This window comes from Paenibacillus cymbidii, from assembly GCF_004764705.1.
GTDB lineage: Bacteria > Bacillota > Bacilli > Paenibacillales > NBRC-103111 > Paenibacillus_AN > Paenibacillus_AN cymbidii.
In genome coordinates this window covers 41,512-65,842 of sequence record NZ_SHLX01000035.1, presented here as the reverse complement: position 1 = coordinate 65,842, position 24,331 = coordinate 41,512, and the positions used below count along the sequence as shown (strand labels likewise).

Genomic DNA, 24,331 nt, shown 5'->3' with positions numbered 1-24,331 from the left:
ATTGCCTATTTCGCTCGCGCCGTGCAAAAAAGGGCGAATAAGCTATTTTTCATGGCCTATTTTCCGCTAACTCGTTTTTGTTGGTTATCCCATTGGCTCAGACAGGTTCGGCGGTAAACGTGTGGGGAGAGCCAGCGAGTGAGTGGTCATCGGCAGCACATGTCTGTTGGTTATCCCATTGACTCAAGCTGGTGCGGCAGTGAGCGTATGGGGAGAGGAGGGGAGCGAGGCGGTGGTGGTCAAACGGAAGGATGCGTTTGCTGGTTATCCCGTTGGCTCAAGTTGGCGTTTGGATGGATCAAGTTTGAAGGGGATACCTGAATGGTGTCACTGCATCGCAGGAGACGTTTTTCCTAAAATTAGTTGATATTTGCGATTGAGCGAAGGGGATAACGGACAGAAAGGTAGTTGCGGAGAGGACAACCCCGTTCCAGTCTGAGCGAAAGGGATAGCGCGCAGAAGAAGCAGACGCATACAGTGGCAGGTGCATAGGGAAAAGAGGGTGATGCGAGCCCGGCTCAAGCGACAACTTTGCATGACATACAAGGATGGCGCATTTCGCCATTCCTTTGTTGTCCGCCTTAACCCGACAGCCCTTCCCATCATATCCCCGTCTCCGGCCGAATAGGCTGGAAGTACGGGGATTCACGCGAACGGGAAGGGAGGGATCACGGTGCCCATCTACACGGTACAAAGCGGCGACAACTTGTGGCGAATCGCCCGCCAATTCGGCGTCGGGCCGGAGCGTATCGTCGCCGCCAACGAGCTGGCCGAGCCGGGGCGGCTGGCGGTCGGCCAAACGCTTTACGTGCCTCCGCCCTATCCGCTGCATGAAGTGCAGCAAGGCGAAACGCTGGCGGCGATCGCCTCGCGCTACGGCGTAACGGCCGACGCAATTGCACGCGCGAACGGCATCGCCAATCCCGGCAGTATCGCGCCGGGCCAGGTGCTGGTCATTCCCGCGCTTTACCACACGGTGCAGCGCGGCGACACGTTGTGGCGTATCGCCCAGCGCTACGGCGTGCAGCCGCAGGCGATCCAGCAGGCGAACAACATCGCGGCCCCGGCGATTATTTACGAAGGCCAGACGCTGCGTATTCCCGAGCGGCCGAAGCCGGTGATCGAGGTCAACGCGTACGTCGCCCGGTTTGGCGAAGAAGGCGCGGAGCTGGTGCGGCGGGACGGCATCCATTTTACCTACGTATGCCCGTTCGCTTACCGCATCCGTTCGGACGGCGGGCTGACGCCGGTCGACGACGAACCGCTGATCGCGGCGGCGTACGAGCGGCGCGTCGTTCCGCTGCTGGCGATCACCAATTTTTCTTCGACCGAAGCCGGATCGCAACTTGCTCACACCATTTTGACCAGCGAGGCGCTGAAGGAGGAACTGATGGCAAATGCGCTGGCCGTCATGCAGGAGAAAGGCTACCTCGGTCTGAACGTCGATTTCGAAAACGTGCTGCCGGAGGATCGGGAAGCGTACAACCAATTCCTGCGGCTTGCCGCCGAGCAATTGCATCCGCACGGTTATTCGCTCTCCACCGCGCTCGCGCCCAAAACAGGCCCGAACCAGAAAGGCCTGCTCTATGAGGCTCACGACTATCCCGCCCATGGGGAAATCACCGATTTTGTCGTGCTGATGACGTACGAGTGGGGGTACCGCGCCGGCCCGCCGCAGCCGATTTCGCCGATCAACGAAATTCGCCGTGTGCTCGATTACGCCGTCACCGTCATCCCGCCGCGCAAAATATTGATGGGCTTCCAGCTTTACGCCCGCGATTGGCTGCTGCCCCACGTACAGGGCCAAACGGCGGAAACGTTCAGCATGCAGGAGGCGCTGCGGCGGGCGCTTCAGTACGGCGTCGAAATCCGTTTCGACACCAAATCGCAGACGCCCTATTACCGGTATACGGATGCGCAAGGCCGGGCGCATGAAGTGTGGTTTGAGGACGCCCGCAGCGCCCAGGCCAAATTCGACCTGGTCAAGGAGTACGGGCTGCGCGGCGTCTGCTACTGGGAGCTCGGCTACCCGTTCCCGCAAAACTGGGCGCTGCTCGAGGCGAATTTTACCGTGCGCAAGCTGCTTTGACAAGGCTCTTTGTACGTCGCGGGTTGTTCCGTCGATCTACAAAAGGGAGCACATGGCGATTATTAATTATGAAGCCTCCGACCTCCCGAATGCGGTCTCGGAGGTTTTTTTGCTGCTAAGATGCAATCTCATTGACGTCTGAGCCGTACCGCCCGATAATTATGGAGGAGTTGAAACAACGAACGTTGAGGAGGATCATTGACTTGTCGCTACTTACGGAAAATGCCGCGTACGACGGATGGAAGGCGCAGTGGATAGGGAAGCCGACCACACATCATAAAAGCTGGAGCCGGTACAGGGTCGAAGTCGATGTCACCGTGGAAACCCGCGGCGCTAACGTCCTTTTCGGCGTCTGGGACGAAAACGCTTACTTCGGTTGTGCGCTGGATGCGGAAGAGCATTCGGTTTCGCTGTATGCTGTCGAAGGCGGCACACGCCGGGAATGGGGGAAGGCGCATGCGCCGGAGCTCGAAAAGCAGCCCGCAAACGTCAAATTGATGATCGTGCAGGGTGCCGATACGGTTCGCGTATTCCTGAACGGTCGGCAAGCGTTGACGGTCGGCGACGTCGAGCTCAAGCCGGGAACGGTAGGCTTCAAGACCGATGCGGGACAAACCGCCGTCTACCGTGAATTGCGCGTATATGCCGAAGACGGCCGCTCCTTATATGTGAATCGGTTCTATGAACCGACCGCCATTCAGTTCACAGCATTCAGCGCCAATTCGCCCGGCATCGGCATCAGGCTCGACGAGAACACCTTATCCGTATGCGAGTCGCCGGTATCCGTGGACAGCCCCTTGTTCCGCCGCACGTTTACGATACCTTCGGACGTCGTCAAGGCGGTCGCGCGCGTCTATGCCGCCGGCTGGTACGAGCTTCGCATCAACGGCCGGAAAGCCGACAACCGCGTGCTCGCCCCGGCCAACTCGCCATACGATCGCATTATGCTATACGATACGTACGAGGTGACGGACGCGCTGCTGGTCGGAGGCAACGCCATCGGGCTGTGGCTGGGGAACGGATATAATCTCAATTACTCCCGGTGGGGCTGGAAATGGAAGCGGGATAAAGCGGCGATCCTTCAGCTCGATATGGAGCTCGCCGACGGCACTTCGCTGCAAGTCTTGACGGACGAATCGTGGCTGACAACCGATAGCCCGATTCTGACAAACGACATCTACGATGGGGAGTCGTACGACGGTCGAATGGAGCAGCTTGGTTGGGACACGCACGATTTTCAAGCCGAAGGCTGGTCGCATGCGATTGCCGTTGTTCCGCCGCAGGGAGAGCTGCAGATGAATGCGCAACCTCCCGTTAAGCAGTACGAGCCGCTTGAACCGGTGCGCATCCTTCGCCCGCGCGACGGCGTCCTCGTGTACGACTTCGGCCAGAACATCGCCGGCTGGGTAAATGTGCGGGTCGAGGGGCCGGCGGGCAGCAAGCTGACGCTGAAGTACAGCGAGTTGATCGACGATACGGGAAACATTGATTCGTGGACGAATCGGCGCGCCAAGGCTACGGATGTATATATTCTGGCCGGCCGCGGGGTCGAGCATTACGAGCCGCGCTTCACGTATCACGGCTTCCGGTATGTGGAGGTGAGCGGCGGACTCGAACCGATCGAGATGCGGGCGAAACCGATTCATGCGGACGTGCGGGAGATCGGCCGCTTCGCCAGTTCGGATACGATGCTCAATCGCATCCAGAGCAACATCCGCTGGTCGATCTTGAACAACATGGTCAGCATCCCTACGGACTGCTGCCAGCGCGACGAACGAACGCCTTGTTTGATGGATTCGGCTGTCGTCGAGGAAGCGGCCATCCACAACTTCGATATGCGCCTCTACTATCGGAAATGGCTGGGCGATATCGCGGACAGCCTGGGCAATCCGGACTGGAGCGGGGACAAGGTGACGCTCCCTTGGTATTTATACTGGTATTACGGAGACGCGGAAGCGCTGCAGATCAACTACGAGCCGATGAAATCGTACATCGACCATCTGGCGGCCAAGTGGCCGGACGGCATCGTGGAGGAAGGCTTCGGGGACTGGTGCGCGCCGAACGAGGACGGATGGAGCAATTATTTTCGCGAAGTCGCCATCGTGAATACTTCCTTGTACTTCCGTCAAGCTTCGGTCGTCTCAGAGGCGGCCGGCGTCCTGGGACGGGAGGAGGAGCGGCAACAGTACGCGGCGCTGGCGGAGGCGATCAAACGCGCTTTCCACACGCGGTTCCATCAAGGCGGCGGAGTATACGGCAGCGGCTCGCAAACCGCTCAAGTGATGCCGCTCGCTTACGGCATCGTGCCCGAAGATAACGTGACGCAAGCCGTAAGCAGCTTGGTCGCCGCTATCGCCGCCAAAAACAGCCATCTGGACACGGGTATATACGCTACGCGTTATTTGCTGGACGTCCTGGCCGATCACGGACATATCAACCTGGCCTATACCTTGTTGACACGGGAAGATTATCCGAGCTTCGGCTGGCAAATCGGGCAAGGAGCGACTACCTTGTGGGAACAGTGGAGCTTCAAGGGCGGCATGCACTCCCACGACCATGCGATGTTCGGCGGCATCGGCACTTCCTTCTATACGCGGCTGGGCGGCATTCAACCGCTGGCCCCCGGCTATGCCGAGATCGGCATCCGGCCATACGTGCCGGACGGGTTGGAGTGGGTGGAAGCCATTGTCGAAACGGAGAAAGGGCCGATCGTCTCCGCGTGGCGGAAGGAAGGGGTTCGTATCCGCTTCGACATCGAAATTCCGGCGAATACGACGGCGGTCGTCGCCCTTCCTGCCGGGTCGGACTCGCTTGCCCGAGTGGAGCATAGATTAGGTCCAGGCCGTCATCAATTTGCGTTGTAGCATATACCGACGGCCAAAGCCGGTTGCACTTACGAATACCGTCCGATAAGCAAGCGCAATCGGACGGTATTCGTTTGTACGGAGTGAAAAGCCCCCACATCACGCCTTATTCACCGAATTGCGCCTTTTTGTGACGAATCGGCAACATTTTTCTGCCTAATTCGATTCCGTTGACACGATTTACCCCCGTTTAACCTGGCGTTGTTATCGTTGGTGGTGATGGATATTTTAAGATAGGTCGGCTGCTCCTTGCCCTGGCGGTGCTGCTGGCTGCGACGCCAAACGGCTCATCTGCGCCAACCCCTCCCATACCGGGGAACGTTAGCATCGTGCCAACGGTGACGCACGAAACGACATCCGACGGACAATCCGTCACGCGTGCGACGGTAAACGAGGACCAATTGGCGGCGGCATTTACCGCAACCGGAGGTTCGTCGGCATCGATCGAGGCAACGAACGGGGATTCCATTCTGCGCGTCGACCTCCCGGCTGCAGCTTTGATCGATGCCGCAGGCCGTTCACCGCAGGCCGTTATCCACATTCGTGCGGATGGAGCATCGTACAGCTTGCCTTTGCGCGTCCTGGCGTCGATACTGCGCGATGCTACAGTTACGGTCACAATCGTTCCGCTGACCGGCAAAGCGGCCGGACGCATAGCCGATGAAGCCGAGCGGCAGGGCGCGCGTCAGCTGATCGATCATCCGATCGAGGACTCCGTTAGCATAAACGGCGTACCGTTGGCGGATTTTGACGGTACGTACGTCACTCGTATCATCGTTGTCGACAGCGGCATCGATGCGGCCGATGCAACGGCGGCATGGGTCGACGGCGACTGAAGTTTGCCGGCGCGCAAACGAATCTCTCGTCGTCGGAAATGAGCTTTACCGACAGTGCCGCTATTTCAAACTGGGCCCGCGACGCGGTGGGGGTTGCTCTTCAAACCGGCCTTGTCATCGGTCGGCCGGACGGCAGCTTCGCTCCGGCGGCGCAAGCGACTCGCGCCGAAGCGGCCGCAATACTGGGCAGGATGCTGCGAGCGGTCGCTTTCATCAAGTAGCGAAACAAAGCATTTCCGGATACCGAAAGAAACCCGCCGCAGAAGCGGGTTTTTATATTTATCGCTACAATGCGTATTCCACATGTAGTGGAAATCGTATCGTATCGGCTGACAATCGTGCATCCATCAGGACGCATCACGTGCTACAATGAGCGGATCGATCGTTCCGCAAACGCCGGAAGCGGGGGATGGACAAGGACTCGCGTCGAACGATGTCGAAAGTATATGCTGCATTTATGCAAGGCAACAGGAGGTTGCGCCAATGCGCCGATTGCTGATTGTAGACGATGAGAGTCGCGTATGCGAGCGGATGAAGGAGCTGCTGCCTTGGGCGGAATTCGGCATCGATGCCGTGGAAACGGCCCATAACGGGGAGCAGGCGTGGGAGCTCGCCCGGACCGGGTCGATCGATCTTGTGCTGACCGACATCCGCATGCCGATCATGAGCGGACTCGAGCTGGCGGAGCGTATGCACATCCACCGGCTGGAAACGAAGGTCATCGTCATGAGCGCCTATACCGATTTTACCTACGCGCAGGAAGCGATCCGCTACGGAGTGAAAGGATACTTGCTCAAGCCGGTGGCGAAGGCGGACCTCGCGGAGCTGGTGCGCAGCGTTGCGGACGAATGGCGCCGGGAGCGGCTTCCCCATGCGCCGGACCGGACCGAAGCGGCGCTGGCCAAGCTGCTGCGCGGCGAATCGCTCGATGCGGAGGAGCGAAAGCTGCTGCCGGCTGCGATGCGCGAAGGAAGCGGAGACGGCTATGTCCGCGTCGTCGTCTGCGCGTTCCATCAGCCGTCCGAGCTGTCGCCGCTGTATGCGGCGCTGCACTCGTTCCGCCAGGCGGCGAGCCGCCTGCAAGCGCTTCGTTCGGCTCTTGCCATCGTATACGGCAACCGGCTCGTGCTGTTCGTGTTTGACGCGCACCCGATCGGGAAGGCGGAGCTGCTTCGCCCGCTGCAGGAGCTGCAGGAGCTGTTCCGCGCAGGCTCCGCCGGACAGGAAGCGGCGAGCGGCGGCATGACGTTCGGCGTCGGCAACATGCACGGGGGCGCCGGAGCCGTCGCCGCCTCGTTCGCGGAAGCGATCTATGCGCTCGGCGCCCGTTTCTTCCGCGGCGCCGACGCCGTGCTGTTCCGCCAGGACTTGCCCGGCTCGCCGGAGGCGGCCGCGCCGCAAACTGCGGATCGGCGCGAGGACCGGCTGCGGCAAACGACGGACGCGCTTGCGCTGGCTGTGGCGGACGGCCGCTCCGCGGAAGCGTCCCGCCTGACGGGAGCGCTCTTCGACCTGCTGGACGATTCGCGGCCGGAGCGCATCGCCGATATTCGGCTGCGCTGCCTCGATGCGATATTCGCGCTCGATAGGCTGCTCCAGGAGCGGCAGGCGACCGGCCGTTTCCCCGACAAGCCCGCCGCGGTCGAAGCGATCCAGATGGCCGATACGCTGCAATCGTTGCGGACCTTGTTCAAGCGACAATTGGAAGCGATTGCAGCGAGAGCGGAGCAGCCTTTCCGCGACCAGACAGTGAACCGCTACGTGCAGGCGGCCAAACAATACGTGGAAACGAATTATGCCGGCAAAATTATGATCGAGGACGTCTCCTCGTTTCTTCATCTCAATATGAAATATTTCAGCTCGCTGTTCAAAAAAGAAACCGGCGAAAACTTCATCGATTACGTCAACCGGATTCGCATCGAGAAGGCGGCCCGGCTTATCCTGCAATCCGACGATAAAATATTCCAAATATCGGAGCAGGTCGGCTTCCCGAATCTCCCTTATTTCAATCGTATGTTCAAGAAGGTGGTCGGCGTGACGCCGCTCGTATTCCGCATCAACCGCACCCGTGGCGGGAGGTAGCGGCATGGCGATCCGGCGCAAGCTGAAATTCAGCCGCTTCCTGCTCTTGTTCTCGCTCTCCGTCGTGCTGGCGCTGCTGCTGACGATCGGCGCGCTGTACGATTACAGGGTCAAGTCGTTCATTCAGGACAAGATGGACCATATCCAATCGATCAAAGTGAGCCAAATCCAATTCGACGCGAGCCGCAGTCTGAACGATGCGTTCGACGTGATGGAACATCTGCGCATCGACGAGCGGTTGCTTGCTTATCTTCGCCTGCTCGAAGAGGGCGGTGCCGATGCCGTCACGATGGCGCGTACGGCGGGCGATTTGGAGACGCTGCTGTTTAACCTGAAGAAAGACAATCCGTTCTTCGGCAGCTTGCTGATTCAGACCGGCAGCACGCAATACAGCTCGGACCGCTTGTATTCCGCCAACTTGCCGCTGCGGGCGTACAAGCCGGGAGAGCCGGCCGTCCTGTTCGTCAACGCCGGAGAAACGTACCGCTTCTTCGATCCCGCACCGGACGAAATCGCGGATCCCAGGCTGCACGAGGCGCTGGACCGTGCGAACGCAACGCCGTATCTGTGGAGCAGGCTTGCGGACGAAACGAGGCCGGAAGCCGGCAGCTTGCTGCTTAAGCTGGACGGCGCTTTTTTCCGCGAGCACATTCCGTACGGCGACAACATGGTGCTGCTCGATCGGACGAACGCGCCTATTTTCGTCGGCCGCCATATCGACGGCAGCAAGTTGGCGCATTATGCCGAATTGCCGGAAGGCGACTACCGGGAAGGACAGATCGGCGCGACAACAAGCTCGGTTACCGTGAGAAGGCTTGCTCCTTACGGCTTCACCCTCGTGTACGAGGAGAACGTCTCCGTTCAGCGCAAGCAGGCGTCGCTCATGGTGAAGCTCCTCCTGCTGACGCTCGCGGCAAGCGCGCTGCTCTCCGTTCTCGTCGCTCCGCTCGTGTCCGGCGCGCTGCTGCGTCCGATTCTCCGCTTCCTGCGGCAAATGCGCCATTACGACACGCTCGGCGACCGCCTGGTCAAGCCGGCGGAGAAGCCCGCACTGTCGCTGCACGCGCGGCTGTTCCTGTATTTCGCCGTCACTATTCTGCTGCCTGTCGTCTTCTTCATCGCCGGCTTCTACGTGCAATCCCGGCACATGGTCGGCGAAGAATTGCGCGCTTCTTACGCGACCCTCTTCGACAATACGGCGCACCGGATCGAGCAGTTTATCGATCAGAAGTCCGTCGGCCTGGCCCGCATCAGCTATGACCCGTTCATCCGCCGTCTGCTGACAGACGGAGCGGACGATCAAGACGCCGACATCTCGCGCTGGATTCGCCAGAACGAATATTTGGGCATCTCGCGCGACACGATCAGCATTTACGACAGCGGCAGCCGGCTCGTCTATTCCAACTTCTACCCCTTGCAGAACACCAGCGAGCGTACGCTCGCTTCCATGCAGCGTTCCTCCTCCGGGCTCGAATACGATCTTGTCGCCGATCGCAGCGGCGCGTCGTACATCCGGCTCGGCATGGACGTCTACAACTCCAGCCCGAGCCTGCCCCCGTCCGGCATGATCCGGCTCGACGTGAACAGCTTGTTTCTGTCCGCGCTGTACGCCGATTTCAAGGAAAACAACAGCAGCGCCTATATTGTCGACGAGGCCGGCACCATCGTCTCCCATTCGGACGCCGGCCGCATCGGCGACAAGGACGATGTCCGGACGGACGACGAGAAGTACCGCTTTCAGGCGAAGCTGCAGCACGTGCCGTGGTACTTCGTCTCCGAATTCGACGGCGCGGCCGTGCGCGAGCAGACGCTGGCGCTTATCTACGACGACATTTCGATCGTACTCGCCTTGCTGCTGCTGGCGCTGCTGTTCGCCTACCTGATGACGCGCTATCTTGTCCATCCGTTCCGCCGGCTGGGTCTGGCCGGACTGGAAGAGGCGCAACCGGAGCAGCGCAGCGTCCGCACCTACGGCATCGAGGAAGTGGACCAGCTCAGTCAAACGTACAACCGCATGCTCGATCGCATCGAGACGCTGGTCGACGAGTCGTTGATCGCGGGCCGCCGGCAGCTGCGGCTCGAATTCGAGAAGCGGGAATCGTTGCTGTTTGCCTTGCAGGCGCAGATCAACCCGCACTTCCTGTACAACACGTTGGAAAGCTTGCTCTATACGGTGGAGAAGCGGGACAACGACAAGGCGGCGGAAATGATTCATCTGCTGAGCGGGCTGTTCCGCTACATGATGGGCCACGACCGGCCGATCGTTCCGCTGCGCGAGGAGATGGCCTGCGTGCAGGCGTACGTGCGGCTGATGGAGCAGCGGCATGGCGACCATTTGGCGTGCCGGTGGACGATGGACGAGGAGCTGCGGGAATGCGGCATCGTCCGACTCGTGCTGCAGCCGGTGCTGGAAAATGTGTTTCAGCACGGCATGCCGCATACGTCTGTCGGAGTCACGATCGAGGTGGACGTGCGGCGCAGCGGCGATCGGATCGTCATCGAGGTGAGCGATAACGGGAGCGGCATGAGCGAGGACCGGCTGCATGAGGTGAGGAGCAAGCTGGGGGAGACGGGCGGCGACGGCATCGGTATTTACAATGTGAACAAGCGGCTTAAGCTATATTACGGCGACGATTACGGGCTGGCGATCGACAGCCGGCTCGGCTCGGGCACGCGCGTGACGATGACGATTCCGTACTCGCCCGGGGCAAACATGTGACGATCGTGAAACTTGTGCCAACGATCGTGACTTCGCGGCAACGGTTCGCAAGGTAAGATGGTCATGCAGGAGATAATAAAGCGCTTGCATAACGATTAGGGAGGGTTCCGCATGATCGGTACAAAGAACAGCCGGCACCGGGTGTTGACCGCCGGCCTCGCGCTGGCTCTCGTCGGCACTTCGGCCGCCTGTTCGTCCGGCGGCAAGGAGAGCGGCGCGTCGGCGACGCCGCCGGCGGCTGCCGGTTCGTCGGCGTCTGCCGTGCCGACCGCAACGGCGGCCAAGACGCTGGAGATCAGCTGGGTAGGGGCGAACGCCAGAGGCAAGGTCGAGGACAACAACTATGTGCAGCAGAAGCTGGAGGCGAAATTCAACGTCAAGCTGAAGAACAAGAAGGTCGACGTGAATAACCGCGATCAGGTCAATCTGATGCTGGCTTCGGGCGAGCTGCCCGAGGCGACGTTCTTCTCCGCGAACGATGCGAAGAAGCTGTACGCCGACGGCGTGTCGCGCGCCATTCCGAAGGACATGATCCTGAGGTACGCGCCGAATTATGCCAGGATGCTGGACGAGAACCCGCCCGGCTGGCAGATGAGTCTCGTGCCCGGCAAGACGGATCAGTACTTGTCGCTGATCGGCATCGCGCAGAGCGTCGAAGGCTTGAACTGGGGCACCGTGTACCGGCTCGACTGGCTGGAGAAGCTTGGCATCAAGCCGAAGGGCAACCTGCAGCCGGTCGGCACGACGGGCGTGCGCCCGCGCATTTTTTTCACCGACCAGGCGTTTACGCTGGAAGAGGAAGCGAAAATTTTCGACGCCATGGTCAATCAGGACCCGGACGGCAACGGCAAAAAAGACACGTACGCCTTCACGCCGTACAACGACACGTTCTCGTGGTGGGCGGCCAACTATATGGGCGCCTTCGGTCTCGGCGTCGACGGTGCCGGCACCGGCTTCGACATGAACCTCGAGGAGAACGGCAAGCTGATGACGTTCAACACGTCGACGAAGTACAAGGACTTCCTGACGCTCATGGCCGATTGGTACAAAAAAGGGTACATCGACCCCGAATTCGTGACGCTCAACCGGGCCAAGGCGTGGGAGAAGTTCAGCACCGGCAAAATCGGCAGCGCGCAAGCCGCCTACAACGCCGCGTCGCAGCCGATCGCGGGAAGACCGCCCGGCAACCTGCTCGACAAGGACCCGAATGCGAAAATTTTGCTCACGCCGCCGGAGATCGGCTATAACGGCCAGCAAGGCGCCGCCGCGTACCGTCCGGTATCGCTGCTCGGCGGGTATGATTTTATCATCCGCAAGGATGTGTCCGACGAGAAGCTGATCCGCATCTTGCAAATGTTCGATTACCTCAACTACGACAAGGAAGGCGTCGTCATGTCGCGCTTCGGCGAGCTCGGCACGCATTTCAACTGGGAAGGCGAGCCGTACAATTCCGCCGCGCTGCCGATCAACGGCTCCAATGCGGACGACAAGTTCGGGCTCGGCTACTACAACTTCGGCATCATTTCGCGGCAACTGCTCACGTACCAGACGCCGAAGGACGTCATGAAGCTGGTCAACGACTACTTCTTCAACAAGGACAAAGGCATGAAGCTGATGATTCAGCCGGCTCGGTTCGACTTGTTCAAGGAAACGATGACGGCCGATCTGATTGGCAAATACGGCGAGAAGCTGAAGACGATGACGGACGAATATTTGCTCAAGTCGATTACCGGCGAAGTGGGCGTCGCCTCCACATGGGACGATTACGTGACGCGCTGGAACAGCTCCGGCGGCAACGAAATTATGGCCGAGCTCGGGAAAGCGCCGAAGACGGCCGATCTGCTCAAGAAATAACGATTCCACCTACAAGGGCGCGCCGTTCTGCATGAAGGCGGAGCGCCCGACGATTGCGAGGCGACAAGCATGAATACGAACGGAGCTGCGGTTTCCAGCCGGCGCGAAACCTGGAAACGAGTCAAACGAATGAAGCTGCTGTACGCGCTGCTGCTGCTGCCGGTCGTCCATCTGTTTCTGTTCAGCTACGTGCCGATGTACGGGGTGCTGATCGCCTTTCAGGATTTTAAGCCGGCGCTCGGCATCGGAGGCAGCGACTGGAACCGCTTCGAGCACTTCCGCACCTTGTTCACGGACTTCGTCTTTTTGCGCGCGCTGCGCAATACGTTGATCATTTCGGGTCTCAAATTATGCTTTGGCTTCGGCGCGCCGATCGTGTTCGCGCTGCTGCTGAACGAAATCGTCCATCCGCGGTTCAAGAAATGGACGCAGAGCATTTCCTACTTGCCGCACTTCATGTCCTGGGTCATTGCCGCCAGCATTCTCGTCGAGATCGTCTCCCCGCAGCGGGGCGTCGTCAATTACGTCGTTACGCTGTTTGGCGGCGAACCGATTCATTTTCTGGCGAGCAAGACGTACTTCATTCCCGTGATGATCGCAAGCGACATCTGGAAGGAAGTCGGCTGGGCCGCGATTATTTATATCGCCGCGATTACGGCGATATCCCCCGATCTGTACGAAGCCGCCAATGTCGACGGCGCCAGCCGGCTGCGCAAAATGATTCACATCACGATTCCGTCGATCATGCCGGTAATCGTCGTGCTGTTCCTGCTGCGGCTCGGGCACATCCTGGAAGGCGGCTTCGACCAGATTCTCAACTTGTACAACCCGCTCGTTTACGAGGTGGGCGACATCATCGACACGTATGTGTACCGGACCGGTCTGGCGCAGTTCAAGCTGGACTACGCGGCCGCCGTCGGCCTGTTCAAAAACGTCGTCGGCGTCGTCCTGCTCGTCTCGGCGAACCTGGTTGTGCGCAAATACAGCGAACACGGGGTGTGGTGACATGAACGATCCGATTGCCGTCATCGGCGGGCAACGCAAGGGGCGCACCGCACGCCGCCGCACGCCGCTTGGCGCGCGCTTGTTCGCAATGTGCAACGGCCTGCTGCTGATTTTGTTTTCCTTGTCCATCCTGTACCCGTTCTGGCAGACGGCGGTGCTCAGCCTGTCCGGTCCGAACGCGGCGACGACGCTCGGGGTGCACCTGTGGAGCGGCGAGTGGAGCCTCGACGCGTACCGCTTCCTCGTATCGTACGAAGATATTGCCCGCGCCTACTGGAACAGCATCGTGCGCACGGTGCTCGGCTCCACGCTCAGCGTCACGTTTACGGTGATCGCCGCCTACCCGCTGGCCAAGCGCAACCTGCCGTTCCGCAGCGGGTTGACCGTGTACTTCCTGATCCCGATGTTTTTCAGCGGGGGATTGATTCCGAGCTACTTGCTGATCAAGAGTCTCGGGCTGCTGGACAACTTCCTCGTACTGATCATTCCGCCTGCCGTCAGCATATTCAGCGTGCTGATCATGCGCAACTTTTTTCAGACGCTGGACCCGGCGTACGAGGAATCCGCCCTGATCGACGGCGCTCATTACGGGACGATGCTCGCCCGCGTCATCCTGCCGATTTCGCTTCCGGTGCTGGCGACGGTCGTGCTGTGGTCCGCCGTTTCGCATTGGAACGCCTGGTTCGACGCGATGATTTACATTCGCGACCGCGACAGGACGGTCATCCAAATGATACTGCGCGACATGTTGACGGCAGTCAACCAGCAGGCGCAGGACATCGTGCTGGAAAGCGCGCATCGCCCCGAGCTGACGCTGAACAATGTGCGGGCCGCGGTCGTGCTCATTTCGATCGGCCCGATCGTGCTTGTGTACCCGTTCCTGCAAAAGTATTTCGTCAAAGGGATCACCGTCGGCTCGTTGAAAGGGTGACAAGTGCGGTCGCGCCGGAAACAACATTGAAGGAGAAGATGACCATGTCGGCAAAATCGAACCAACCGGCGGCTTTCCGTGTCGTTCGCACGGAACAGTCGTTTGTTCGCGAGGGGTTGTTCCCGCTCAGCGCAACGACTGTCGCTTGCCCGCATCCGACGCAGCCGGAGCGCGTCCGCTGGGTGCAGCTGATGAACCTGTTCGAAGGCTCGGATCGGGGGATCGGCGTATTATGCCGCATCTCCGACGATAAAGGAACCACGTGGCGGGAAACCGGATTGTTCGATCGGGCGTACCGCCCGAACACCGACACGGACGAGAAAATGATGAAAAGTCAAAACGGCTGCTTGTACGACGCGCGTTCCGGCGCGCTTGTGCGGTTCGTCACCGAATATTTGTGGCGGGAAGGCGATCTGCAAACGATTCTCGGCTCCATTCTGCGCAAGCGGCGCATGTATTATTGCCTGTCGTTCGACGGCGGCGAGACGTGGACCGACGGTACGTATATTCACCAGTCGGGCGCGGGCTGGGACCGCGACCGGATGTTCCCCGGCGTCAGCTACGGGACCAATATGATCATGTCGTCGCAGCCGATTATTGCTTGCGGAGAAGGCAGGCACAGCGGCGACATCGTTCTCGGCGTGCAGATCCAGATGGTGGACGGCGAGGGCGAGCTGATCAACCCGACGGTGATGGGCTTCTTCCAGTCCGGCTGCCTGTTCGGCCGCTGGAGGGAGGACGAGGGGCGCTACGACTGGACGATCGGCGGCGGCTTCGCCGGCGCTCCGGTGACGGAAACGACGCGCGGCTTGTACGAGCCCGGCATCGTCGAATGCGACGACGGTCGGCTGATTATGGTGCTGCGCGGCAGCAATATGCACGCGCGGGAGCGAATGCCCGGCACGAAGTGGATCTGCGTCTCGCCCGATCAAGGCGAGACGTGGAGCGACCCTAAGCGGCTGCGCTATGATGACGGCCGGCTTATGTATTCCTCCTCTTCGTCCTTATGTTTGGTGCGCGACGCCGCAGGCGCCGTGTATTACATCGGCATGGTGAACGAGGACAATCCGGACGGCAATCTGCCGCGTTACCCGCTATGCGTAGCAACGGTGGATGCGGATGCGCTTGCTGTCAACAGCGGAAGCGTTACGCCGATCATCGGCAAGCAGCCGGAGCAGGACGAGGCGTCGGCCGTGCATCCGGTCGACTATTCCAATCACGCCGTGCTGTGGGACGAAGCGGCGCGCAAGCTGATCGCGTTCGTTCCGTACCGGCCGGACTTGCGCAAGTTCGAAGGGGTGCTGGTGCAGATCGAAGTGGAGGTTGGGGAGTAGCGTTTATCCAACTGTAAAAGGAGACGATGTGAGGATGATTCAGCGATCTTCAATCCGCATTCTGCTCGTTTGGCTGTTGGCCGCTGCCGTGTGCGCTTGCGCCGGCTGGCTGTGGGCGGGACGCGCGGCCGCGTCGGCCATGCCCGATACGTTTGAAAGCGATACCGCCGGCGAAGCGCCGAACGGTTATGCGCCGCTTGGCGTCGACGGGCTCGTGTCGACCGCGCAAGCTTATTCCGGCACCAGGTCGATCCGGCTCCGGGACACGACATCGACCGCCCTCGCCAATCTGGCGCGGACGACAACGCCTTCCGCCGCCAAACGGCTGGAGTTCCGCATTTATCCCGTAGCGGCGGCGTTCTCGCAAATATTCGACCTGTCAAGCGGCGGCAGCACGAACGCGAACGTCGTGTTCCGTCTCGCCGTGCACGCCGACGGGCGAATCAAGTATTACAACGGAACGGTGTGGAATTACCTCGGCAGCGTCGGCACGGTGACGTTTAACGCCTGGAATGCGATTCGCGTCGAGGCGTCCAATACGACGAGCGCCGACGTGTATGTCAACGGGTCTTACGTCGGCACGGCCGCCAAGTGGAATACGTTCGCCACGATGGATCGCGTCGCCTTCGTCACCGGTTCGACGGCGGGCACGGGCGACGATTTCTTCATCGACGATGTCACGTTGACCGACCCCGCGACGGAGGATACGTTCGAGAACGCAGCGAGCGGCACGCTGGCGCCGGGATATACCTTGCTCGCTTCCGACGTAGCGGTCAGCTCCACGGTAGCCGCAAGCGGCAGCCTGTCGCTGCGCATCAACGACAACAATGCGACGCTTTCGTCAAACGCGTATAAGGTGACGACGCCTGCGGCAACGAAGGTGCTCGAGTTCAGCCTGTATCCGGCGACCGCTCCGGGGCGGAACATTTTCTATATCGGCAACGGGGGCAACACGACGGCCGACCAGGTGTTTTTCGTCGGCGTTCTTGCGAACGGCAGTGTGCAGTACTACAACGGCTCGAGCTGGGTAACGGCTGCCGGCGCCGGCACGGTGACGTTCAACGCGTGGAACCGGATTCGGCTGGTCGCGGATGACACCTCGTCGGCCAAGCTGTATGTCGGCGGGACGTATGTTGCCGACATCGGCAAGCGCAATACACATGCGACGATGGACCGGTTCGGCTTCTCCAGCGGATCGACGACGGGCACCGGCGATTTGTTCTACGTCGACAACGTGAGCTTCGTCGATTATACGACCGCTCCTCCGCAGCCGCACGGTATTGTGTATGAGGCGGAAGCGGCGACGCTCGGCAATTACACGGCGGAAAGCATGGTCGGCGCGCGCGGGGGCCAGGTGGTGAAGGTGGCCGCATCCGGTACGGGGACGGCGACGTTCACGTTCGGCGGCGCTTCCGGCTACTATGCGATCAATGTCGGCTACGCCGAAGTGTCGGGCGCTTCCGACAGCTCGTTCCGCGTCCGCCAGAACGGGACGCAGATCGACTACTGGAAAGGCCAGTACGACGACGGAGCGCCTCACGTTCGTGCGGTCAAGGAGTACGCATACGTCGCTAACGGCGACACGTTCGTCATTGAAGGGACGTCCGGCACCGATCCGTCCAAGCTCGACTATATCCAGTTTACGACGGCGCTTCCGCGCACGGCCCGTCGGGGCCATCTGATCGACGATCAGCTCGGCCGCGCCGGCACGCTGCCGTCAACCTGGATCGTTAACGCCGCCGGCGGCTCGGTAACCCGCGAGCTGGCGCCGGACGGCGCTTCTTCGGTTCGGCTGCTCGACTCGAGCGCGAGCGCTGCGGTATCGGCGACGCGCCCCTTCCTGCGAATGAGCGGCGGCTCGGCCACGCTGCAGTTCCGCTTCCGGGTCACGGCCAAGGTCGACGGATTGACGTGGGAGCTGCGCGACGGGACGACGTCGGCCGTCAGGCTGCTTACATCGGGCGGCAATCTCGTTTACGAGGATGCTTCCGGCAATCCGGTAACGCTCGTCGCGGGCTATGCCGTCAACACCTGGTACGGCATACGGATTGCCGCCAATATCGACTCGGACACGGCCGACATCGCCGTCAACGGGGCCGGGGCGTCCGTCAGCGGCGTGCCGTTCCGCAACGCGGTCGCCGGCCTGGACAACGTGTTCGTGCAGACGACCGGCAGCGGCACGACGACGATGTACGTCGGTCCGGTCGAGCTGGTAACCGGCTTTGCGCTCTACGACAATTTCGTCGCGAATGCGGCCGGCAGCACGCCATATGGGTGGACGGCCGACAATACCGGCGGGACAGGCAGCATTCAGCAGATGAAAAGCAATGCGCCGACGGACACGTGGTCGTATAAGCTGAGCGATACGAGCGGCAGCGGCGGCGTGTCGCTGAGCGGCGGCTTCGCCGCCCAAACCGGCCGGATGACAGCGGAATTTTCGTTCCTGCTGCCGGTCAAGACGGACGGCATGAGCGTGCAGCTGCTGAGCGGCGGCACGGTCGGGGTCAAGCTCGTGACGGCGGGCGGCGACATCGCCTACGAGAATGCGAGCGGCACCCCGGTGACGATCTGGGGCGGGTACAAGGCGAACGTCTGGTACGATATCCGGATCGTTGCCGACGCGTCGACCGATCTGGCCGACATCTACGTCAACAAGACCAAGGTCGCTTCGCAGGTGCCGTTTCGCAACAACACGTCGAACCTGGATACGATCAAGACAGTGACATCTTCCGCCAATACGGGCGACATGTGGGTCGACGATTTCAAAGTGTTCGCCGGCGTATACGAAAGCCAGGTGCCGGCCCCGACGAAAGTCACGCCCGACAATTCGGTCACCGTTGGCATGCAGGCGTGCGACTTGTGGCGCGAAGGGCATCATATCGGCTACGACTCGCTGCGCCCTTACGACAACCGGCTTCCGCTGCTCGGTTATTTCGAAGACGGCAATCCGGAAGTTGCGGACTGGATGATCAAGTCGCTCGTCGAGCATGGCATCGGCCTGTATATGCCGTGCTGGTTCCGCAACACCGGCGGGGAAGGGTTTCCGATCAAGGAGCCGGTCGAGTCGGCAATGCTGAACGATGGGATGCTGAACGCAAACGGCATCGATCTGATCGATTTTGCCATATCGTGGGTGTCCGGAACCGCGACGGAGGCCGATTTCAAGACGAATATCGTGCCGTTCTGGATCGAGCATTACTTCAAGCACCCGTCGTACTTCAAAATCGACAACAAGCCGGTCATCTTCATCTATAACACGTCGCTGCTGAACGTGCCGGTTGCCGCCAATTTCGCGGCTGCGCTCGACGACGTTCGCAACATGCTTATTGCCGAAGGCTTCGCTGGCGCGATCTTCGTCGGGGAGAACCGGCAGACGGCGCTGGCCAATACGCAGGCGCTGGATGACCGCGGCTTCGACTACCAGTATTCGTATACGTGGACGACCGCGGGGATGAGCGCGCAGCAGTCGCGGCTGTCGACGATTCGCGGGTACAACGTGCTCGATCCGATCCCGGTGCTGACGCAAGGGTGGGGCGACGAACCATGGGGCGGAAGCCGCAAGACGAACGTGTCGGTCGCCGATTTCAAGACCGGTCTGACCTGGCTGCGCGATACGTTCATGCCCGGTTATGCCTCGGGGTCGCTTGGCGGCAAGCTGATTCTGCTGGACAACTGGAACGAAATCAACGAAGGCCATGCGCTGATGCCGTCTAATTTGGCCGGCTTTGGTTACCTGGATGCGGTTCGCAGCGTCTTTTATTCCGGCACGGCATCGCATGCGGACATTTTGCCGGGCGACGCGGGGCTCGGGCCGTACGATCAGCTGACGCCGTTCCTTTATTGATCCAAACATTCCTGAGGGAGAGAGGCCACGCAGGTCGCATTGATTATTCCGTATTGACATGGACCAGTGAAAATTTTTTCTTGTAGTGCGAGGGGGCGACGCCCTTGTAGCGTTTGAACATGCGGCGAAAATAGGCGGCGTCCGCGTAACCCGATCGGCGCGCGATTTCGTCGATGTTGCCCGTGCCCTCAAGCAGCAGCTGGCAGGCATGCTTCAACCGGTACTCATGCAGGGCGTCCGTCAGCGTCCTGACATAGCGGCGATGGTAAACGCGGCCCAAATAGTCCGGGTTGCAGCCGAGCCGTTCGGCGAGCCACGCGGTTGATACGGGCTCGTGAAAATGCGTGCGCAGCAGGCTGTCGGCCCGTGCAGCCAGCGCGTTCGTGCGGCTCGACTCCAGCTCGCGCTCGTCGCTCGTGCCGGCGATTTCGCTCAGCATCTCGAGCATCAGCAAATCAAGCGGCAGCTTGTTGCGCCGCCCTTGCTCCTGCCGGTCGAGAAACCGCCGGAACAGCTCGATGACCGGCTCCGGCTCGGACAGCGTCGTCAGCTGCGCCAGCTCGAAGAGCGGGGGCGCGCCGGCAGGCATGTCGCCATGCAGACGGAAGTGTACCCAGTAAAACGACAGATCGGCGGGGTAAGTTTTGGTGCCGCCGTGCTTGCGGTGCGGGCGCAGCAGCAGCGCCTGGCCGGCTTCCACGTCGAAACGCCGGTCCTCCTCGAAAATGCCAAGCGTGCCCGACTGCACGACGATCATTTCGTACGAATCGATCGTACGCACGGGATGCCGGCCGATCCCGCGCGACAGGAACAGGCCCCCGTTCAGCGCCTGCACCGGCAGCGCCGCCGTCAGCGGCAATCGTTCCTCGTCCATGGCGCAACCTCCAGGTCGGAATTGTCTCTATTTTATACGTTCGGCTCCTCTTGCCGCAACGGGGGCAATACGGCAAGATGAAGGAGGAAGCAGACATGAAACGGGAGGGGAAGCGCAAGATGGCGGCAACAACCGTATATCGCCCGGTTCGTTTCGATCGCGTGACGATCGATGACCGGTTCTGGGCGCCGAAAATCGAATTGAACCGGGCAGTCACAATTCCGACCGCTTACGACAAATGCAAGGAGACCGGTCGCATCGACGCCTTCAGGCAGGATTGGAAACCCGGGCAGGAGCCGGTGCCCCATGTTTTTTGGGATTCGGACGTGGCCAAATGGATCGAAGCCGCAAGCTTCAGTTTGGCGACTACGCCGGATCCGGCTTTGGACGCGCAGCTCGACGAACTGATCGTGCTGATCGCTTCGGCCCAGCAGGAAGACGGTTACCTGAACACGCATTATACGGCGGTCGAGCCGGAGAACCGTTGGACGAACCTGCGCGACAACCATGAGCTTTACTGCGCGGGGCATCTGATCGAGGCGGCCGTCGCGCACTACGAGGCGACCGGCAAGCGCGGCCTGCTGCAAGTCGCCTGCCGCTACGCCGACTATATCGGCACCGTGTTCGGCACGGGTCCGGGACAGAAGCGCGGCTATTGCGGCCACGAGGAAATCGAGCTGGCGCTGGTCAAGCTGTACCGGACGACGGGCGAGCCGCGGTATTTGCAGCTTGGCAGCTATTTTGTCGAAGAGCGCGGCCGGGAGCCGCATTACTTCGATCTGGAAGCGGCACAGCGCGGGGAAGAGCCGGGCCGTCTGACGCATCACGTTCGCGAATATTCGCAGTCGCACAAGCCCGTGCGCGAGCAGGATCGGGTTGTTGGACATTCGGTGCGGGCGATGTATTTGTACGCGGCGATGGCCGACTTGGCCGCGGAGCAGGACGACGACAGCTTGTACGCGGCGTGCGAGCGGCTGTGGACCCATTTGTGCACGAAGCATATGTACCTTACCGGGGGAATCGGCGCATCGGCCGCCAACGAAGGGTTCACGAACGACTACGAGCTGCCGAACGAAACGGCGTACTGCGAAACGTGCGCTTCCATCGGACTGATCATGTGGAACCACCGCATGCTGCAGCGCCGGACGGACGGCAAATACGCAGATGTGATGGAGCGGGTGTTGTACAACGGCGCCATCAGCGGCATTTCCATGGATGGAAAGCAATATTTCTACGGCAATCCGCTGGCGTCCTATCGTACTTCCGTCCCGAAACGCGGCGACAAAACGATGCCGGATTATTACCGCCGCAGCGACTGGTTCGGGTGTTCCTGCTGCCCTCCCAACCTGTCGCGCCTGCTCGCATCGCTCGGCCAATACGCCTATTCGACGCGGGCCGACGAGCTGGTCGTGCACCTGTACATGCAAGGGGAAGCCGAGTTCGACCTGGACGGGCGGCGCGTGCGCGTTATCGTGGAAACGGACTATCCGTGGGACGGCGACATTCGGCTGCGCCTCGCGATGGATGAACCAACGCGTTTCGCGCTCAAGCTGCGCATTCCCGGCTGGTGCGAGGCGTATGAGTTGGCCGTTAACGGCAGTCCGGCGGCGGATGGAGCGGGACCGGAGCGCGGCTACGAATCGATTGACCGCGAGTGGAGCGCGGGCGACGAGATTCGGCTGCGGCTGCACATGCCGGTCGAACGCGTATACGCCCATCCCGACGTGCGGCACAATATCGGCCATGCCGCCTTGCAGCGCGGACCGCTCGTCTATTGCGTCGAACAGGCCGATCACGACGTGCCGGTGCGCAGCTTGCTGCTTCCGCGCGAGACCGAGCTTGCGCCGGTGTTCGAGCCGGAGCTGCTCGGAGGCGTCGTGACGCTTCGCGGCAGCGCGGTCTGCGCCGATCGCGGCGGCTGGGAGCATACGCTGTACCGGACGTCGCGTCCGCTCCTGACGGCTTGCGCCATAACCGCCGTGCCGTATTATTCCTGGGCGAACCGGGAGCCGGGCGAAATGAAGGTATGGCTGCCGGAAAGCTGACTGCGCCGCGCCGGCGGTTGAACCTTTCCGGCGACCTGTCGGGTAACGAAAATAGCCCATAAAACATGGCTTATTTGCCCAGCGAGATCCGGTTCAGGCCCTTATAGCCGAAATAGCCAGTGATTTCACTGGTTATTTCGGAGGGGCTGTTCGCTTTTGGCGAAAAAGCCAATAAAACAGGGCCTATTCTGCAAAACGCTTGAACGGAGCGGAGTGGAAGTGAAGCAAATGGAGGAGCTGAAGGAGGGAGAACGCCGCGTTTAGCCGAGCCGGTGGCGGATAACGGGAAAACCTGGCGCTATTTCGCATCAAACCGGTTGTTTCGTTAAAATAACAGGAAAACCTGGCGTTAATTTTCGCCTTTTTGCCGATTTCGCGGATTTGACGCTGAAATAGAGGGAGCTTTTCCAGCTATTTCTCTTTTTCCGGCAAAATGCGGCGAAATAACGGTAGGTTTTCCCGTTAAGCTTGTCAGGGAAGGGCCTGGGCCGCATGGCGTGGCTGCGATCGTTTCAAGTCGCGGAGCAATTCTTCTGCCCGGTTGAGGAGGGAGGCAATTTTGTGCTTGCCAAAGCGCGGCGGGACGATTTATGATTAAAGTGTGCCCGGGCACGAAAGTTGTCCGGAAGCGCGTGCAACGGGAGAGATTATTTTTTTGGCGATTTTCGTGCCCGGGCACGGTAAGCGCTATCATGAATTGGGAATTGCATTCGGCAAAGGAGGGCAACGGCATGGCGATTGTCGTGCAAAACGTTCCGAAAAGGGATTACAGTCTCACCGGACCGGAAAACAAACGGGCGGAGGAACGCGGTTTGGCCGCGGCGGATTGGTATTCGAGTCCGATTCCCCGCGCCAAAATGAAGGAGTTGATGAAACGACGCAACGGCCCGGCGATCCGCGATACGATTATCTGGTTCGCCGCACTGGCGGGATTCGGCTATTTGGCCTACTTGTCCTGGGGCACCTGGTGGGCGGTGCCGGCATTTCTCGTGTACGGCATCCTGTACGCTTCGCCGGGCGATTCCCGCTGGCACGAATGCGGCCACGGCACCGCGTTCAAAACGCCGTGGATGAACGAAGTCGTATACCAGATCGCCTCGTTCTTCGTGCTGCGGTCGGCGACGCCGTGGCGTTGGAGCCACACCCGCCATCATACGGATACGATCATCGTCGGGCGCGATCCGGAAATTTTGACCGAACGGCCGCCGATCTGGCGCATCATCTGGATGCAAATTTTTCATCTGTACGGCGGGCCGATCGAAGTGAAGCGGTTTTTCCTGCACACGTTCGGCAAGCTGGACACGGCGGAGAAGGAGTACATCCCGGCGTCCGAGCACCGCAAAGTGTTTCGCGAGGCGCGCGTGTACCTGCTGATTATTTTGGCCGTCATCGCGGCTTGCATTTATTTCGGCAGCATTCTGCCGGCGATGTTCATCTTCCTGCCGTCCTTCTACGGCAATATTCTGGTGCTTCTGTTCGGGATGGTACAGCATTTGGGCCTTTACGAGGATGTGCTCGACCATCGGCTGAACACCCGCACCGTCTACATGAATCCGATTTTCCGCTTCCTGTACTGGAACATGAACTACCACGTCGAACACCATATGTTCCCGATGGTGCCGTACCATGCGCTGCCGAAGCTGCATCAGGAGATGAAAGGCGATACGCCGGCGGCGCGCCCGAGCCTGTGGGCCGCGCTTCGCGAGGTTGTTTCCGCGCTGCGCAAGCAGAAGGCGAATCCCGCCTATGTCGTCGTCAAACCGTTGCCGTCCACGGCCCGGCCCTATATGGACGGGATCGAACACAATCTCAAACTGGATTTTGACAGCCATATAAAAGGAGCGATCTGACATC

At 60.5% G+C, this 24,331-nt stretch carries 14 protein-coding genes; 13 read left to right on the top strand and 1 reads right to left on the bottom strand.

The window, feature by feature from the left end:
- The first annotated feature begins 673 nt into the window (after positions 1-673).
- The 11 genes from EXY20_RS32645 (at position 674) to EXY20_RS32595 (ending at position 19,558) form a co-directional block, all read left to right on the top strand.
- Positions 674-2,089, top strand: a complete 1,416-nt coding sequence (locus EXY20_RS32645; RefSeq protein ID WP_135556613.1) for a LysM peptidoglycan-binding domain-containing protein — start codon at positions 674-676, stop codon at positions 2,087-2,089.
- Positions 2,090-2,292: 203 nt separating this feature from the next.
- On the top strand, positions 2,293-4,953 hold the full coding sequence (locus tag EXY20_RS32640) for an alpha-L-rhamnosidase (RefSeq protein WP_167859684.1): 2,661 nt from the start codon (positions 2,293-2,295) through the stop codon (positions 4,951-4,953).
- 329 nt (positions 4,954-5,282) lie between these two features.
- The gene (locus EXY20_RS32635; RefSeq protein ID WP_135556611.1) at positions 5,283-5,789 is read left to right on the top strand and encodes a hypothetical protein; all 507 of its coding nucleotides are present in this window, start codon (positions 5,283-5,285) and stop codon (positions 5,787-5,789) included.
- Positions 5,771-6,010 carry an S-layer homology domain-containing protein gene (locus EXY20_RS32630; RefSeq protein WP_135556610.1) on the top strand — a complete coding sequence of 80 codons (240 nt, stop codon included), beginning with the start codon at positions 5,771-5,773 and terminating at the stop codon, positions 6,008-6,010. Before EXY20_RS32635 ends, EXY20_RS32630 begins: the two co-directional genes overlap by 19 nt.
- A 262-nt stretch (positions 6,011-6,272) precedes the next feature.
- A complete protein-coding gene (locus tag EXY20_RS32625) occupies positions 6,273-7,871 on the top strand; it encodes a response regulator (protein ID WP_167859683.1) in 1,599 nt (532 codons plus the stop codon).
- 4 nt (positions 7,872-7,875) lie between these two features.
- On the top strand, positions 7,876-10,590 hold the full coding sequence (locus EXY20_RS32620) for a sensor histidine kinase (protein ID WP_135556608.1): 2,715 nt from the start codon (positions 7,876-7,878) through the stop codon (positions 10,588-10,590).
- Positions 10,591-10,701: 111 nt separating this feature from the next.
- Entirely contained in the window at positions 10,702-12,444 is a 1,743-nt protein-coding gene (locus tag EXY20_RS32615; protein WP_135556607.1) for a type 2 periplasmic-binding domain-containing protein, read from the top strand.
- 69 nt (positions 12,445-12,513) lie between these two features.
- On the top strand, positions 12,514-13,449 hold the full coding sequence (locus EXY20_RS32610) for an ABC transporter permease (RefSeq protein ID WP_135556606.1): 936 nt from the start codon (positions 12,514-12,516) through the stop codon (positions 13,447-13,449).
- Position 13,450: 1 nt separating this feature from the next.
- The gene (locus EXY20_RS32605; protein WP_235886306.1) at positions 13,451-14,380 is read left to right on the top strand and encodes a carbohydrate ABC transporter permease; all 930 of its coding nucleotides are present in this window, start codon (positions 13,451-13,453) and stop codon (positions 14,378-14,380) included.
- A 44-nt stretch (positions 14,381-14,424) separates the two neighbouring features.
- The gene (locus EXY20_RS32600) at positions 14,425-15,714 is read left to right on the top strand and encodes a sialidase family protein (protein ID WP_167859682.1); all 1,290 of its coding nucleotides are present in this window, start codon (positions 14,425-14,427) and stop codon (positions 15,712-15,714) included.
- A 34-nt stretch (positions 15,715-15,748) separates the two neighbouring features.
- Positions 15,749-19,558: a glycoside hydrolase family 99-like domain-containing protein gene (locus tag EXY20_RS32595; protein WP_135556604.1), complete on the top strand. Its 3,810-nt coding sequence runs from the start codon at positions 15,749-15,751 to the stop codon at positions 19,556-19,558.
- A 43-nt stretch (positions 19,559-19,601) separates the two neighbouring features.
- Here EXY20_RS32595 and EXY20_RS32590 read toward each other — a convergent pair whose 3' ends face one another.
- Positions 19,602-20,432, bottom strand: a complete 831-nt coding sequence (locus EXY20_RS32590) for a helix-turn-helix domain-containing protein (protein WP_135556603.1) — start codon at positions 20,430-20,432, stop codon at positions 19,602-19,604.
- Positions 20,433-20,527: 95 nt separating this feature from the next.
- Between EXY20_RS32590 and EXY20_RS32585 the strand changes: the two genes are divergently transcribed.
- A complete protein-coding gene (locus EXY20_RS32585; RefSeq protein ID WP_235886305.1) occupies positions 20,528-22,477 on the top strand; it encodes a glycoside hydrolase family 127 protein in 1,950 nt (649 codons plus the stop codon).
- Positions 22,478-23,208: 731 nt separating this feature from the next.
- A complete protein-coding gene (locus tag EXY20_RS32580; protein WP_135556602.1) occupies positions 23,209-24,327 on the top strand; it encodes a fatty acid desaturase family protein in 1,119 nt (372 codons plus the stop codon).
- The last annotated feature ends 4 nt before the right edge of the window (positions 24,328-24,331 follow it).